Annotated in this window: 15 protein-coding genes; 7 read left to right on the plus strand and 8 right to left on the minus strand. The window is 43.1% G+C overall.

What is annotated here, in order from left to right:
- Positions 1 to 65 precede the first annotated feature (65 nt).
- The 5 genes from tnpC to A4V03_RS11145 all read right to left on the minus strand — a co-directional run bounded on the left by tnpC (position 66) and on the right by A4V03_RS11145 (position 3989).
- A complete protein-coding gene (gene tnpC / locus A4V03_RS11125; protein WP_065538928.1) occupies positions 66 to 1847 on the minus strand; it encodes an IS66 family transposase in 1782 nt (593 codons plus the stop codon).
- An 82-nt stretch (positions 1848 to 1929) separates the two neighbouring features.
- Positions 1930 to 2277 (minus strand): IS66 family insertion sequence element accessory protein TnpB, encoded by a 348-nt coding sequence (gene tnpB / locus A4V03_RS11130; protein ID WP_065538929.1) that lies wholly within the window; start codon positions 2275 to 2277, stop codon positions 1930 to 1932.
- A 1-nt stretch (position 2278) separates the two neighbouring features.
- Complete coding sequence (locus tag A4V03_RS11135; protein ID WP_065538205.1) at positions 2279 to 2647, minus strand: hypothetical protein; 369 nt, start codon at positions 2645 to 2647, stop codon at positions 2279 to 2281.
- 144 nt (positions 2648 to 2791) lie between these two features.
- Entirely contained in the window at positions 2792 to 3328 is a 537-nt protein-coding gene (locus A4V03_RS11140; protein WP_065538930.1) for a nitroreductase family protein, read from the minus strand.
- A gap of 58 nt (positions 3329 to 3386) precedes the next feature.
- Entirely contained in the window at positions 3387 to 3989 is a 603-nt protein-coding gene (locus tag A4V03_RS11145; protein WP_065538931.1) for a riboflavin synthase, read from the minus strand.
- 548 nt (positions 3990 to 4537) lie between these two features.
- Between A4V03_RS11145 and A4V03_RS11150 the strand changes: the two genes are divergently transcribed.
- From A4V03_RS11150 to A4V03_RS11160, 3 genes are all read left to right on the plus strand, one after another.
- Positions 4538 to 6277 (plus strand): glutamine--tRNA ligase/YqeY domain fusion protein, encoded by a 1740-nt coding sequence (locus tag A4V03_RS11150; RefSeq protein WP_065538932.1) that lies wholly within the window; start codon positions 4538 to 4540, stop codon positions 6275 to 6277.
- A gap of 101 nt (positions 6278 to 6378) precedes the next feature.
- Positions 6379 to 7830, plus strand: a complete 1452-nt coding sequence (locus A4V03_RS11155) for a tetratricopeptide repeat protein (RefSeq protein ID WP_065538933.1) — start codon at positions 6379 to 6381, stop codon at positions 7828 to 7830.
- Positions 7831 to 7847: 17 nt separating this feature from the next.
- Positions 7848 to 8492, plus strand: coding sequence for a DedA family protein (locus tag A4V03_RS11160; protein WP_065538934.1), 645 nt, complete (start codon positions 7848 to 7850; stop codon positions 8490 to 8492).
- Positions 8493 to 8626: 134 nt separating this feature from the next.
- On the opposite strand, the gene tpx is transcribed toward A4V03_RS11160, so the two are convergent.
- On the minus strand, positions 8627 to 9124 hold the full coding sequence (gene tpx / locus A4V03_RS11165; RefSeq protein WP_065538935.1) for a thiol peroxidase: 498 nt from the start codon (positions 9122 to 9124) through the stop codon (positions 8627 to 8629).
- Between the two features lie 142 nt (positions 9125 to 9266).
- Here tpx and A4V03_RS11170 point away from each other — a divergent pair, with 142 nt between their 5' ends.
- The 3 genes from A4V03_RS11170 to A4V03_RS11180 are packed head-to-tail and all read left to right on the plus strand — an operon-like array spanning position 9267 to position 11423.
- On the plus strand, positions 9267 to 9746 hold the full coding sequence (locus A4V03_RS11170; RefSeq protein ID WP_004296648.1) for a DUF4494 domain-containing protein: 480 nt from the start codon (positions 9267 to 9269) through the stop codon (positions 9744 to 9746).
- Positions 9747 to 9752: 6 nt separating this feature from the next.
- Positions 9753 to 10421, plus strand: a complete 669-nt coding sequence (locus A4V03_RS11175) for a YggS family pyridoxal phosphate-dependent enzyme (protein WP_065538936.1) — start codon at positions 9753 to 9755, stop codon at positions 10419 to 10421.
- Positions 10422 to 10445: 24 nt separating this feature from the next.
- Entirely contained in the window at positions 10446 to 11423 is a 978-nt protein-coding gene (locus A4V03_RS11180; protein ID WP_065538937.1) for a dihydroorotate dehydrogenase-like protein, read from the plus strand.
- Between the two features lie 89 nt (positions 11424 to 11512).
- On the opposite strand, the gene A4V03_RS11185 is transcribed toward A4V03_RS11180, so the two are convergent.
- Complete coding sequence (locus A4V03_RS11185) at positions 11513 to 12838, minus strand: PhoH family protein (RefSeq protein ID WP_065538938.1); 1326 nt, start codon at positions 12836 to 12838, stop codon at positions 11513 to 11515.
- A gap of 132 nt (positions 12839 to 12970) precedes the next feature.
- Here A4V03_RS11185 and A4V03_RS11190 point away from each other — a divergent pair, with 132 nt between their 5' ends.
- On the plus strand, positions 12971 to 14377 hold the full coding sequence (locus tag A4V03_RS11190; RefSeq protein WP_065538939.1) for a bifunctional folylpolyglutamate synthase/dihydrofolate synthase: 1407 nt from the start codon (positions 12971 to 12973) through the stop codon (positions 14375 to 14377).
- On the opposite strand, the gene A4V03_RS11195 is transcribed toward A4V03_RS11190, so the two are convergent.
- Positions 14345 to 14719 (minus strand): RidA family protein, encoded by a 375-nt coding sequence (locus A4V03_RS11195; protein ID WP_065538940.1) that lies wholly within the window; start codon positions 14717 to 14719, stop codon positions 14345 to 14347. The two genes, A4V03_RS11190 and A4V03_RS11195, sit on opposite strands and share 33 nt — an antisense overlap.
- Positions 14720 to 14729: the final 10 nt, after the last annotated feature.

Raw genomic sequence — 14729 nt, forward strand, 5'->3', positions numbered from 1 at the left:
CGACAATTTTATCGGCTGTTTTTCAGCCGATAAAATAAAAATGCCCGCAAGAAAATATTTTTGTTTTAACATTCCGGTTTATAAAAACATGGTAGAAGAGTCTTCTTGTCGCAGTCCTTACCATGAAGAATACATTCGAACAGGTGCTTCAGGTAATCCTGAGGGTCTATGCCATTAAGCTTACAGCTTTCTATCAGGGAGAAGATGAATGCCGAGTTTTCTGCCGCATCCTCACTGCCTATGTTCATACAGTTCTTGAGCAACAGCTTTACCGGTTTCATCCTTTGTTCACAGAGGTTGTTCGATATTTCCGCTGCACCGTCCTTGAGGATATTTCTCAGGGACTTCCACTGGTTTAACGTATAATTGACAGCCTTTCTCATCAGTTCGTTAGCCATAACCTTCGCATCCTGCATCATCATGACCACCTTATGATGGATACTTTCAAGGATCGGTCCTGTAAGCTTCCGTCTTTTCCCCTTTATCTGCTCACCGCTGAGCTTCATGGTGCGGAACAGATCTTCATTCATGAACATATCGCCGATGGAGTCTATTATCTCCATCGCTGTCCTGTCCGAAGGCAAGGCGTCAACCCACAACCTTCTGCAGTGCGTCCGGCATCCTATATGAAGCACCTTTGAGTCTTCTCCATCAAACATTCTGTAAACCGTATATCCGTCAGTGGAAAGGGTCCCCATAAAATGTTCCAGAAACGACTTCGCCGCATCGGATGACCTGCTGCCGTTGTTATAGTGGTAATAGACCATCTTCATATGCTTTGCAAAGAATGCCCATAAGTACTTTCTCCTGTAAGCCTTGCCTTCCTTTGTTTCGACGCCTACAAGTTCGGTCGTCTCATCAACCATAAGATATTCAGCCTGCTGTACAAACCCCTTGAATACCTCTCCGATAAAACCCTTGAGTTTGGCGATTCCGTTATGGATATAGCTGTTCAGTGTGGTATTGCTTATGTGGATGCCCTCTCTGGCAAGCAGTCTTATCTGCCTGTTCTCCGGCATGCTGAAGTCGTATTTCAGACAGAGCAAACGGGCAAGCAGTTCAGGAGAGAAGATGCCTCCAAGGTCTTTCAGCGGATGTTCCATCGTGTTCGCGAAAGTGCCGTCCGCAAGCTTCACCCTTGCCACCTTGTAGACATGCTCCACGTTATGAGCCCTTACATGTTCTATGACCCTGTATTCCCACACATCAGGCATACCGTTGCGGTTCATGAACCGTCCTCCTTCGGGAAGCGTGTAATACTCGTCCACTTCATGTACTACCACTTTGTCAACTTTCAATTTGGTTTTCACGGCACGTGGTGCAGTTTCCTTTCTTCTTGAAAGTTGGCTGTCCTGTGCAGGTGTGCTACCAGAAATGGTACTGCTGCCGGTTTCGTTACCGTCAGCCTTATCGTTGTCATCATCCTTTCTGTCAGAACCGTCATATTCGGACTTATGCAGTGCAGACTTGTCAAGGTTACGGTTGTTCAGCAATTCTCTTTGCTCGGATGTACGGCCGAAACGGTGTTTCCTGCTGTCCTCAAGCTGAAGCCTGAGATTGGAAATCTCGTTTGCCAGCATCCTGTTCACCTCGTCTTTTGCTTCAAGCTGCTTTCTCATAAGCTCCATTTCTTTCCTATAATTTTCAACCGTAGTTGATTGCTTTTCGAGGGAATCTTTGAGGTCATTGATTGTATCAACCAGAGCCTTGGAGTTCTTTTTATTGGAATCTTCAATGGCCTTAAGCCTCGCAATCAGTTCGTTTACCTGTTTGCGAAGCCCTGCCTTTTCCTCATTCGCCAGACCCAACTGGCAGCAAAGTAACTCGTATGCCCTTTCATCAATCATGATATAAAGATACGAAAAATCAGGCAGTTACGCAAACTTTTTACTGTTTATTTTTATTATTCCATTGGATATCAATACCTTGTTATTCATCTTTAGGGCTTACATACATCCTGTCGACTACGATGCTTTCCGTCAGGTATGCCATATCAGACCACTGGATCCGGTAGCATCTGGAAACTTCATCAAACACAGGTTTCTTGAATTTCCCCATAACAGGACGTTTCTCGTAAAGCACATAAAAACCGCGTTCATAATGAAGTATCTTCACAACCTTACGGTTCCTGGACATGAACATATAGACGTTGGAGGCATCGCTCGGGTCAAGTGACATCTCTTCCCTTATACTCTCACATAATCGGAAAATACCTTTCCGCAGATCAACATTACCGTTGAACAGGTAATAGTTCAGGTTAGCACTCAGTCCAAGCATATCATCCTATCATTTTATTAAGCAACAAGCTCAAATCAAGAACTGTGGTGTTTCTCAGAAACAGTGTGGCACCTGATGTCAATTGCAACTTAACCCATCTTATAGGAGGCTCACCTTCAAGCTGTTTCACTTCCATTTTCACGGTTGGACTGTTGCAGGGATTGCCGGTTATCTGCACCTTGGCTACCTTGGGCTGTTCCACCCGGACTGTTTTGCCTAACTTCTCACTCCACAGCTGGTGGCGCTGCCAGTTCATGAACTTGTCGTAATTCACTCCATAATCCGCACAGAACTCGCGAAGGTCTTTGGTTTCGCAGCACAGCTGATAGAGGTCGTACACCTCCTGGTAGTTTACTTTTTCTTTTGCCATAATCTTTGTTAGTAATTGGTTATGGCGCAAAGATACGCTGGGTTGCGATGCGTGTCAAGGCGGAAAATAGAATGGTTACTTTTTAAACAGCCTCTTTTGGTTATATGCTTATCCTAAAAGTTTTAAAATACAATTATTTTTCCATCAATAACGATTGTATGAAATCACCTTTTCTTTCGGTTTCCTCATCTTCTTACGTTTTTCTTTTGCCGGATAGCCAATGACAATATCCAGCAATAAACGTTTCGAGGCAGGAATACCGGCAAGCTGTTTCATTCCTTTCTCATCAAACCAACCCAGAATACAAGAGCCCAACCCTTCAGCTTCAGCCGCCAAAGCAATATGAGCAGCAGTTATTCCAATGTCGATCAATGGAAAATGCTTGCCTTTCACCTTTCCACCAAGCAGAGAGGTGATATTAGCAGATTCTTCTACCACCAGAATATGCACAGGAGCATCTTTAGCAAACTTATTCATCCCCAAACCAGCAGCAGCCTTCCCCGCTTTTTGAGCCAGTTCCTTATCCGTGATGACTACAAACCTCCAAGGCTGCGCATTACAGGCCGAAGGCGCCAAACGAGCAGCTTCAAGTATCCGTTCCAACTTTTCCGACTCCACCGAACGCTCTTTGTCATACGAACGGTCGCTTTGACGAGCCTGCACCAATTGAAGAAAATCCATAAAATTGCAATTTTATGATTTACAATTTACGATCGAAATTCGCTTTTGCGACAGCCAACTATTTATACTGAATCATCTGGCTGATATACTTACCGATAATATCGAATTCAATATTTACCACACTGCCAATCTCAAACGTATGGAAGTTTGTATGCTCATACGTATAAGGAATGATAGCTACCTGGAAAGTATCATCGGTCGGATTACATACCGTCAGACTAACACCGTTCACAGTCACCGAACCTTTATCCACCGTGATATATCCACGTTTCGCCATTTCCTTATCAAACGCATATTGGAAGGTAAAATACCAACTACCTTCCGCATCCTTCATATCAATACAAGTTGCGGTCTGGTCTACATGCCCCTGAACGATATGTCCGTCCAACCGGCCATTCATCATCATGCTACGTTCAACATTCACCTTATCCCCCACTTTCAGCAGACCGAGATTAGAACGTTCCAATGTTTCTTTCATGGCAGTCACCGTATACGTATCATCTGTCAGAGTTACCACTGTCAGACACACACCATTGTGAGCAATACTTTGGTCAATTTTCAACTCATTCACAAACGAACACTTAAATGTAAAGTGTATATTCTCCTGGTCTTTCACCAGTGCTACCAAAGTAGCATATTCTTCTACGATTCCAGAAAACATAATTTTATTTACTATTTTACGATTTACTATTTTAAGATTGAGAATACTCTCTTAATGCAAGGGTCAAAGATACGAATTAGAAAGGAGCTTAAAAAATAAGAGCAAAAAAAAATGGGGCTTTTCACAAAGCTCCATTTTTCAGTTTTCAATAGGTATTAGTTTTTTTTAAGGTAAAAAGATTGTTTTCAGGATAACGGTGCAAATATAGGCGGTTTTACTGATACTATCCAAATTATAAAACATGTCATATAACATCTTTTTGAAAATTCTTTGGATTTATTATCATTTGAAGCAAAATCCCCTGTAGCTTGTCCGCTATAGGTGACAAATATAGGACGATTTTTTAAGGAGCCCTAATTTCTGTTTAAAAATCCGCAAAAAATTACTTTTTTCGGGTAGTTTTCGTCCTTTTTGCAACGATCTTTTAACACTTTGGCGTCAATAGCCATCATCTGACAGACAATACATTAAAAAAGAACGGTTATATTCCAGTTAAATAAAAAAAATGTCCTACTTTTGTAGCCTAAATACAGATAACATTAACCGTTATGACAGATATTAAAAACGAAGAAGCAGGCGAAAAGAAAAGCTTGAACTTTATTGAACAGGCAGTAGAGAAAGACTTGAAAGAAGGTAAAAATGGTGGAAAAGTGCAGACACGCTTCCCGCCCGAACCTAACGGCTACCTTCACATCGGCCATGCCAAAGCTATTTGCCTTGATTTCGGCATCGCAGAAAAACACGGCGGTGTATGTAACCTTCGTTTCGACGACACAAACCCGACCAAAGAAGATGTGGAATATGTAGAAGCTATCAAAGAAGACATTCAATGGTTGGGATACCAGTGGGGAAACGAATACTACGCTTCCGACTACTTCCAACAATTATGGGACTTCGCTATCCGCCTGATTCAGGAGGGAAAAGCATATATTGACGAACAAAGCTCCGAGCTGATCGCACAGCAAAAAGGTACTCCTACCCAACCGGGTGCGGAAAGCCCTTACCGCAACCGTCCTATCGAAGAAAGCCTAGAACTTTTTAAGAAAATGAATAGCGGTGAGATTGAAGAAGGTGCTATGGTGCTCCGTGCCAAGATTGACATGGCCAACCCAAACATGCACTTCCGCGATCCGATTATTTATCGTGTAGTGAAACACCCGCACCACCGTACAGGTACTACCTGGAAGGCTTATCCGATGTATGACTTCGCTCACGGACAGAGTGACTTCTTCGAAGGAGTAACTCACTCGCTGTGTACACTCGAATTTGTGGTACACCGTCCTCTTTACGACCTCTTCATCGACTGGCTGAAAGAAGGAAAAGACCTGAACGACAACCGTCCTCGTCAGACTGAATTCAACAAACTGAACCTAAGCTACACCCTGATGAGCAAACGTAACCTGCTCACACTGGTGAAAGAAGGATTGGTAAACGGATGGGACGACCCTCGTATGCCGACTATCTGCGGTTTCCGCCGCCGTGGTTATTCACCGGAGTCTATTCATAAATTTATTGATAAAATCGGATATACCACATACGATGCCCTGAACGACATCGCCCTATTGGAAAGCTCCGTTCGGGACGACCTGAATAGCCGTGCCACCCGTGTATCGGCAGTAATCAACCCGGTTAAACTGATCATCACCAACTATCCGGAAGGACAGGTTGAAGAACTGGAAGCGATCAACAATCCGGAAGATCCGGAAGCAGGAAGCCACCTGATCGAATTCAGCCGTGAACTGTGGATGGAACGCGATGACTTCATGGAAGACGCTCCCAAGAAATACTTCCGCATGACACCGGGACAGGAAGTACGCCTCAAAAATGCCTATATCGTAAAATGCACCGGTTGCAAGAAAGACGAAAACGGCGTAATAACAGAGGTATATTGCGAATATGACGCTAATACCCGTAGCGGTATGCCGGACGCAAACCGTAAGGTGAAAGGCACGCTCCATTGGGTAAGCTGCAATCACTGCCTGCAAGCAGAAGTACGTTTGTACGACCGCCTGTGGAAAGTGGAAAACCCACGCGACGAACTGGCTGCCATCCGCGAAGCAAAAAATTGCGAAGCATTGGAAGCCATGAAAGAGATCATCAATCCGGACTCACTGAAAGTTCTGCCCAACTGCTACATAGAGAAGTTCGCAGCTACCCTGCCCACACTCTCCTACCTGCAGTTCCAACGAATCGGTTACTTTAATATCGACAAAGAATCAACCCCGGAAAAACTGATTTTCAACCGCACAGTAGGATTGAAAGATACATGGGGGAAGATTAATAAATAACCTTTCACCACAAATTACACGGATTAACACAAATTAGAGAAATAAAGAATAAAAATCTGTTGTTAATCCGTGTAATCTGTGGTGAACAAAATCAATAAAAAATGGGTAGAAAGAACTCACCATCAGCTAAAAAGCAACTAGTCACACTTATCACAAACTACGAAGAAGCAAAAGCAGAAAACCGACAACTTTATCTGGATGCTGACCAACTGGCCGACATCGCCGACTGGTATGCCTCCGAACGGAAATTTGAAGAAGCACAAGAAGCGATCACCTACGGACTTAAAATACATCCGGGAAATACAGCTTTGCTCACCGAACAAGCCTATCTTTACCTAGACACCCAAAAACTGCAAAAAGCAAAGAAAGTAGCAGATTCCATCACCGAAGATTTTGACCCGGAAGTGAAACTGCTGAAAGCCGAACTATTGCTGAATGAAGGAAAACTGGAAGAAACCCAATGGCTATTAAGTACGATAGCGGATGCCGACGAACTGGGAACAATCATTGATGTCGTATTTCTCTATCTGGACATGGGATATCCGGACGCAGCCAAAGAGTGGCTCGACCGAGGAAAATCGCGTTATGCCGAAAATGAAGAATATATGGCCCTCACAGCCGATTATCTGGCATCGACCCACCAAATAGAATCGGCCATCATCTATTACAACAAACTCATCGACAAATCCCCTTTCAACTCTTCCTACTGGATGGGACTGGCGAAATGCTATTTTATACAGGAACAAATAGACAAAGCCATCGAAGCCTGTGATTTTGCGTTGGCAGCCAACGATCAATGTGGAGAAGCCTACGCTTACAAAGCGCATTGTTTTTTCTATCTGAACAATTCGAATGATGCCATCGAGAATTATCAAAAAGCGATCGATCTTAAATCCATTCCCCCTGAAATAGGTTATATGTTCATGGGAATATCCTACGGCAATAAGGAAGAATGGCAGAAAGCCAATGGCTATTACGACAAAGTGATTGCACGTTTTGAAGAAGACGGAGACAAACAGTCTGTCCTATTAATAGACACATATACCAGCAAAGCCTTCGCCCTGTCTCATCTGGAAAGATATGAAGAAGCACATCAGCTCTGCGAAAAAGCCAAAGAGATAAACCCGAATGAAGGATTGATTTATCTGACAGAGGGAAAACTATACCTGACAGAGGAACTGGAAGACGAAGCCGCCCGGTCTTTCGTACAAGCAGTAAAGATTAACCCCAACGTAGAAATGTGGTATATGATCGCCTCTGCTTATTCGGAAAATGAATATCTGACGGAAGCCAAAAGATGCTTTGAAAAAGTATATCAGATGAACCCGAAACACGAAGATGTGACAGAGAAACTGAGCGTGCTTAGCCTCATGCACGGTGAAATCGACAACTTTTTTAAATACAACAAAGAATGTAATCATCCATTGGAAGAAGATATGATTCTAGATCTGTTAAATAGTCCCGAGCATAGGGAGGAAGACGAAAAAATGCTCAAAGAAGTGTGGGAACGCATGAAAAAAGAGAATAAGGAAAAAAATAAATCAAATAAATAAATTCTATCCTCAAAAACATGGAATCAGTAGCAGAACTTCTTAAATGGGTATTAGAAAATTTGAACTATTGGGTAGTCACCATTTTTATGGCTATCGAAAGTTCTTTTATTCCCTTCCCCTCGGAAGCCGTAGTGCCACCTGCCGCATGGAAAGCTATGGCAGACGACAGTATGAATATCTTTCTCGTGGTTCTATTTGCCACCATAGGAGCAGATATCGGTGCATTAGTAAATTATTATCTGGCGCGTTGGCTGGGTCGTCCTATTGTCTATAAATTCGCTAACAGCCGTTTAGGACACATGTGCCTTATTGACGAAGAAAAGGTACACCATGCAGAAGAATATTTCAGAAAGCACGGTGCAGCCTCCACTTTCTTTGGCCGTCTCATTCCGGCTGTACGCCAACTTATCAGTATTCCCGCAGGATTAGCCGGCATGAAATTAGGTCCTTTCCTGCTTTACACCACTCTCGGCGCTGCGATATGGAACAGCATATTAGCTCTACTCGGATACCTGATCTACCGGTTTACAGACCTCAAAACCACTAATGACGTTTATGTAAAAGCAACCACATACAGCCACGAAATCGGCTATGTCATTGTAGCAGTAGTGGTATTAGTCATCGGATTCCTGGCTTATAAGGGACTGATGAAGAAAAAATAAGTGTTAAGTATTAACAACTCTGACAAATCAGGGGTTACGACTAATACTTAACGTCAGTTCGATATAAGTTCGCCCGTATAGCTTCCCCTCCTTCAAGAAGCTATGCAGAATACTTGCGAAACTTGAATTCATTATTATATCGCTGCCAAAGCTTTGTCATAGTTAGGTTCCTGGGTGATTTCAGGAACAAGTTCCGTATAAGCAATCTTGCCATCCTTGCCAATCACAACTACTACACGGGCCAAAAGTCCTGCCAACGGACCGTCCGCCATACGTACTCCGTAACTTTCATCGAAATCAGAGAAGCGGAAATCAGACAGTGGAATTACATTTTCAATACCTTCCGTTGTACAGAAACGACCGTGCGCAAAAGGAAGGTCCTTAGAGACAGCCAATACTACCGTATCTTTCAGTCCGGCAGCCATCTTATTAAACTTACGTACAGAGGTTGCACATACGCTGGTATCCAGACTGGGAAAAATATTTAAAATCACATTTTTACCATTCAAATCTTTCAGAGAGAAAGAAGATAAATCTGTTTTTACCAGCTCGAAATCAGGAGCTACCTTACCTACTTGTATAAATTCACCGATTAGTTTCACCGGTTGTCCTTTGAAATTTGTTGTTGCCATAATGCATCTATATTTAAAATTTACTTTATATAAGAAACAACTATTCCTCCAAATATGTTCACCCTTTCGGCGCTTACTTTGGTATTTTGTTTATCTTTGTAGGCAATTTACATAAATCAATTAATTAAAAAGGAAGAAAATTATGGCAATGCATACATGGTTTGAGTGCAAGATCCGTTACGAGAAAGTAATGGAAAACGGAATGCAGAAGAAAGTAACAGAACCTTATCTTGTTGACGCACTCAGTTTTACAGAAGCAGAAGCACGGATTATCGAAGAAATGACTCCGTTTATTTCCGGAGAATTTACCGTTTCGGACATCAAACGTGCCAACTATAGCGAATTATTCCCCAGTGACGAAGAAAGTGCCGACCGCTGGTTCAAATGCAAACTTATTTTTATCACGCTCGATGAAAAAAGCGGTGCGGAAAAAAAGACTTCCACTCAAGTATTGGTACAAGCTGCCGACTTGCGTGATGCAGTGAAAAAGCTGGATGAGGGCATGAAAGGAACCATGGCAGATTATCAGATCGGTATGGTATCCGAAACTCCGCTCATGGATGTATATCCTTACAGCGCCGAACCGAATGACAAACCAGAATTTGATCCGTCAAAAGCATAAGTAACAATGAGTATTGCTGACAATTTAAAGCAAGTGCTGGCCGAACTCCCTCAAGGAGTCCAGCTGGTTGCTGTCTCAAAATTCCATCCCAACGAAGCGATAGAAGAAGCATACCAGGCGGGACAGCGTATTTTTGGGGAAAGCAAAGTGCAGGAAATGACAGCTAAATACGAAAGTTTGCCCAAAGATATCGAATGGCATTTTATCGGGCACCTGCAAACGAATAAAATCAAATACATGATACCATACGTAGCGATGATTCATGGAATTGATAGTTATAAACTGCTGGCCGAAGTCAACAAACAAGCTGTCAAGGCTGGACGTACTGTGAACTGCCTGTTGCAGATCCACGTTGCGCAGGAAGAAACCAAATTCGGTTTCAGTCCCAAAGAATGTAAAGAGATGCTGAATGCCGGAGAATGGAAAGAGTTGACTCATGTGCGCATTTGCGGATTAATGGGTATGGCCAGCAACACCAATTGCATTGAACAAATCAACCGGGAATTTTGTTCATTAAATAGACTCTTTAATGAGATAAAAGAAACTTGGTTCACCCACTCTGATACCTTCTGCGAACTATCAATGGGAATGTCATACGACTATCACGAAGCCATTGCCGCAGGAAGTACGCTGGTACGGGTAGGAAGCAAGATTTTCGGAGAAAGAAATTATTGATTAAGTATTAAAAAACATATTGCTATGACCGATTTAAAAACTACTTTCGCAGGGCTTTCTCTTAGAAACCCTATCATCATCAGCAGTTCAGGGCTGACCAATAGTGTTGGCAAAAACAAAAAATTGGCTGAAGATGGTGCCGGTGCTATCGTTCTGAAATCACTGTTTGAGGAACAGATCATGCTGGAAGCAGATCAACTGAAAGACCCGGCTTTCTATCCCGAAGCCAGTGACTATCTGGAAGAATATATCCGTGAGCATAAGTTATCTGAATACCTGACTTTGATAAAAGAAAGCAAAAAGGTATGCCCCATTCCTATCATTGCCAGCATCAACTGTTACACTGATTCGGAATGGATCGACTTTGCAAAGAAAATTGAAGCAGCCGGTGCCGATGCATTGGAAATCAATATTCTCGCCTTACAATCAGAAGTGCAATATACATACGGTTCATTCGAACAACGCCACATCGACATTCTCCGCCACATCAAGCAGACGGTTAACATTCCTGTTATCATGAAGCTGGGCGATAACCTGACCAATCCTGTGGCATTAATCGATCAGTTGTATGCCAACGGTGCAGCCGCAGTTGTTCTCTTCAACCGCTTTTATCAACCGGACATCAATATCGAAAAGATAGAGCATATTTCAGGAGAAATATTCAGTAATGCTTCCGACCTCTCCACTCCGCTCCGCTGGATCGGAATTGCGTCTGCTGTAGTAGATAAGATCGACTATGCGGCTTCCGGTGGTGTTGCCGATGCTGAATCAGTAGTGAAAGCAATCCTTGCCGGTGCTTCAGCCGTAGAAGTATGTAGCGCAGTCTATCTGAATACAAACGCATTCATCGGAGAAGCCAACCGCTTCCTCTCTGCATGGATGGAACGCAAAGGATTCGAAAATATAGCCCAATTCAAAGGCAAACTGAATATCAAAGATATGAAAGGCGTCAATACATTTGAACGTACACAGTTCCTTAAATATTTCGGGAAAAAAGAATAATAAGATTTACGATTAGACGATTTATGATGTACTCCAGCTTTCATCGTACATTGTAAATCGTCTAATTGTAAATCAACACTTTATCCTACTTACAGCAAGTTACTTGCCAACTCACTCAATTCACTTCGTTCACCTTTCAGCAGATTAACGTGTGCAAAGATATTCTGATCTTTCATCCGATCAATCATATATACCAGACCATTGGACTGGCTGTCCAGATAAGGTTGGTCAATCTGTTGAATATCCCCGGTAAACACCATTTTCGTACCTTCGCCCGCACGGGTGATGATTGTTTTTATTTCATTCGGCGTCAGGTTCTGCGCTTCATCGATGATGCAATACATCTCGCTCAAACTACGTCCCCTGATAAAGGCCAAAGCTTCAATCACCAGCTGTTCGCTTTTCTGCATATCCTCAATCCGCTTCACTTCGGTAGAGTTTGCAGCAAACTGACGCTTTATTACGTTCAGATTGTCAAATAATGGCTGCATATAAGGAGCCACTTTCTCTTGTGCATCTCCCGGAAGAAAACCGATGTCTTTGTTAGAAAGCGCCACAACAGGACGTGCCAGTAAAATCTGTTTGTAGTCGGTCAGTTTACCCAACGCAGCAGCCAAAGCCAGCAAAGTCTTACCTGTTCCCGCTTTTCCCGTCAGAGCTACCAGTTTGATATTCGGATCATTCAAGATCTCAAACGCAAAACTCTGTTCCGCATTCCGGGGTTCGATTCCATAATTTTTCCCTTTCATCACGCGGATTATAGAATGAGTAAAAGGATTGTAGCGTGCCAGCACACTGTTCCTATCACTCTTCAACACAAAACATTCATTGGGATGAATCAAATCCTTAAAATCGAATTCACTTAAGTCAATACCTTCTTTAGAAGAATAAATGCGGTCGATCAATGCAGGATCTACATTTTCAAAAATCTCATTGGATTTTTCGAACACATCTACATTGGCCACCTTATCCGTTATATAATCCTCGCAAAGCAACCCGATTGAACGAGCTTTCATGCGCAGATTCACATCCTTGGTCACTAAGATAGATTTCACATTCGGATACTTATCGGTCAAGTATTCGGTCGCCGCCAAAATCAGATGGTCGGGTTTCTTTATTGGAAACGATTCCCACACTTTGGTAGCCGGCACGCTGCTTGTCACGACAAACAGACGCCCCAATCCTTCGCCGAGCTTCACCCCTTCGGAGAAAAGCTCGTCGCTAGTCAATACATCCAATTCGCGTACGAACTCACGGGCATTGAAATTGATCTGCTCATTTCCTTTTTTGAACTTATCCAGTTCTTCGAGTACCACAAGGGGGAGGTAAATATCATTTTCCTGAAAATTCTTCAAGCAATTGTAGTCATGAAGAATAACATTGGTGTCTAGCACAAAATTTTTCTTTGTTCTCATGATTTCTCAGATTTAAATGTTGATATTTGCAATCTCATTCGCCAGTCCCCGCGTTTACGGTTAGATTGACGGTTCTAAAGATAAACAAATTAGCGGGCAATAAAGATCGCCCGAAGTTAAATATTATAAAACATGGACTATCAGAACACTTTAAAGTACTTATATGAGAGTGTGCCAATGTTTCAACAAATAGGAGGCAACGCCTATAAGCCGGGGTTGGAGACCACACATCGATTGGACGAACATTTCGGGCATCCTCATCAACAATTCAAAACGATACATATCGCCGGAACCAATGGAAAAGGTTCCTGCTCACATACTATTGCAGCCGTATTACAGTCCGCAGGATACCGGGTAGGCTTATTCACTTCCCCCCATTTGGTTGACTTCCGCGAACGCATCCGCATCAACGGAGAAATGATGCCGGAAGAATATGTAGTCAACTTCGTAGAAGAGCACCGTTCCTTCTTCGAACCGCTCCATCCTTCGTTTTTTGAACTGACTACTGCCATGGCGTTCCGCTACTTTGCGGACCAGAAAGTAGACGTAGCCGTTATCGAAGTAGGAATGGGCGGACGTTTGGATTGCACCAACATCATTCACCCCGATTTATGTGTCATCACTAATATCAGTTTCGACCACATGCAATATCTAGGGAATACCCTGACAAAAATAGCCAAAGAAAAAGCAGGCATTATCAAAGAAGGTGTTCCGGTAGTCATTGGCAGGGCTAAAGGCAGTGTTAAACGTGTGTTCACCATGAAAGCCAAAGAAATGAATGCACCTATCAACTATGCAGATTCTATCTCCCCCAATAATCCCACAGACTGGCTTCCTTATCCGGAAATGCAGGCGCTAAGAAAACATCTGGACAATACCCTGCATCCGGCAGATAGCATAAAAGCATTAGACAAAATACTCGACAAGAGAAAAGATGCTATCCGAATTGTCAATGAAATGTTTCCGGCAGGTCTTTTTATGGAATTAAGCGGTCTCTGCCAGCATGAAAATATTCTCACCATCCTGTCTGCTCTTAAGGAACTGACTAAAATAGGTTATCGCATCTGTCCCAAAGACTATCTCAATGGTTTTGCCGATGTGTGCAAACTTACCGGACTGATGGGACGCTGGCAGAAAGTACATAGCGATCCGGATATCATTTGCGACACGGGACATAATGTAGATGGCATCAAATATGTCTGTGGACAGCTGGATTTCCTTCATCAGAAATTCAACCAGGAGCTGCACATCGTATTTGGCATGGTGAACGATAAAGATATCAGCAGTGTCTTGCAAGAGTTGCCGAAACATGCCACCTATTATTTCACCAAAGCAAGTGTGAAACGTGCGCTTCCGGAAAATGAACTATTGGCATTGGCAGAAACAAACGGTTTGAAAGGTACCACCTACTCCACTGTTGTAGAAGCTGTACAGGCGGCAAAAAAGAACTGCCCCCTCAAAGATCTGATCTTTATAGGAGGCAGCAGTTTCATTGTCGCAGATTTGTTAGCGAACCGCGATACACTCAATCTCTACTAACGCATCCTTGGGCAGAGCTTTTACGGCAACCGCCGAACGTGCGGGAAAAGCTCCGTCAAAATACGTGGCATACACGCCATTCATCCCTGCAAACAGAGACATATCCTGAAGAAATACAGTAGTTTTGACAATGTTTCCCATTGTCAATCCTGCTTCTTCAAGAATGTGCTTGATATTCTCCAACGACTGGCGAGCTTGTCCTTCTATCCCTTCAGCCATCTGTCCCGTAGCGGCATCAATAGGCAACTGTCCGGACACAAATACCATACCATTGGCTTCTATCGCCTGACTATAAGGGCCGATAGCCCCCGGAGCTTTCGCACTGCAAATTACTTTTTTCATATCTATTTCT

The organism is Bacteroides caecimuris, from assembly GCF_001688725.2.
GTDB classification, from domain to species: domain Bacteria; phylum Bacteroidota; class Bacteroidia; order Bacteroidales; family Bacteroidaceae; genus Bacteroides; species Bacteroides caecimuris.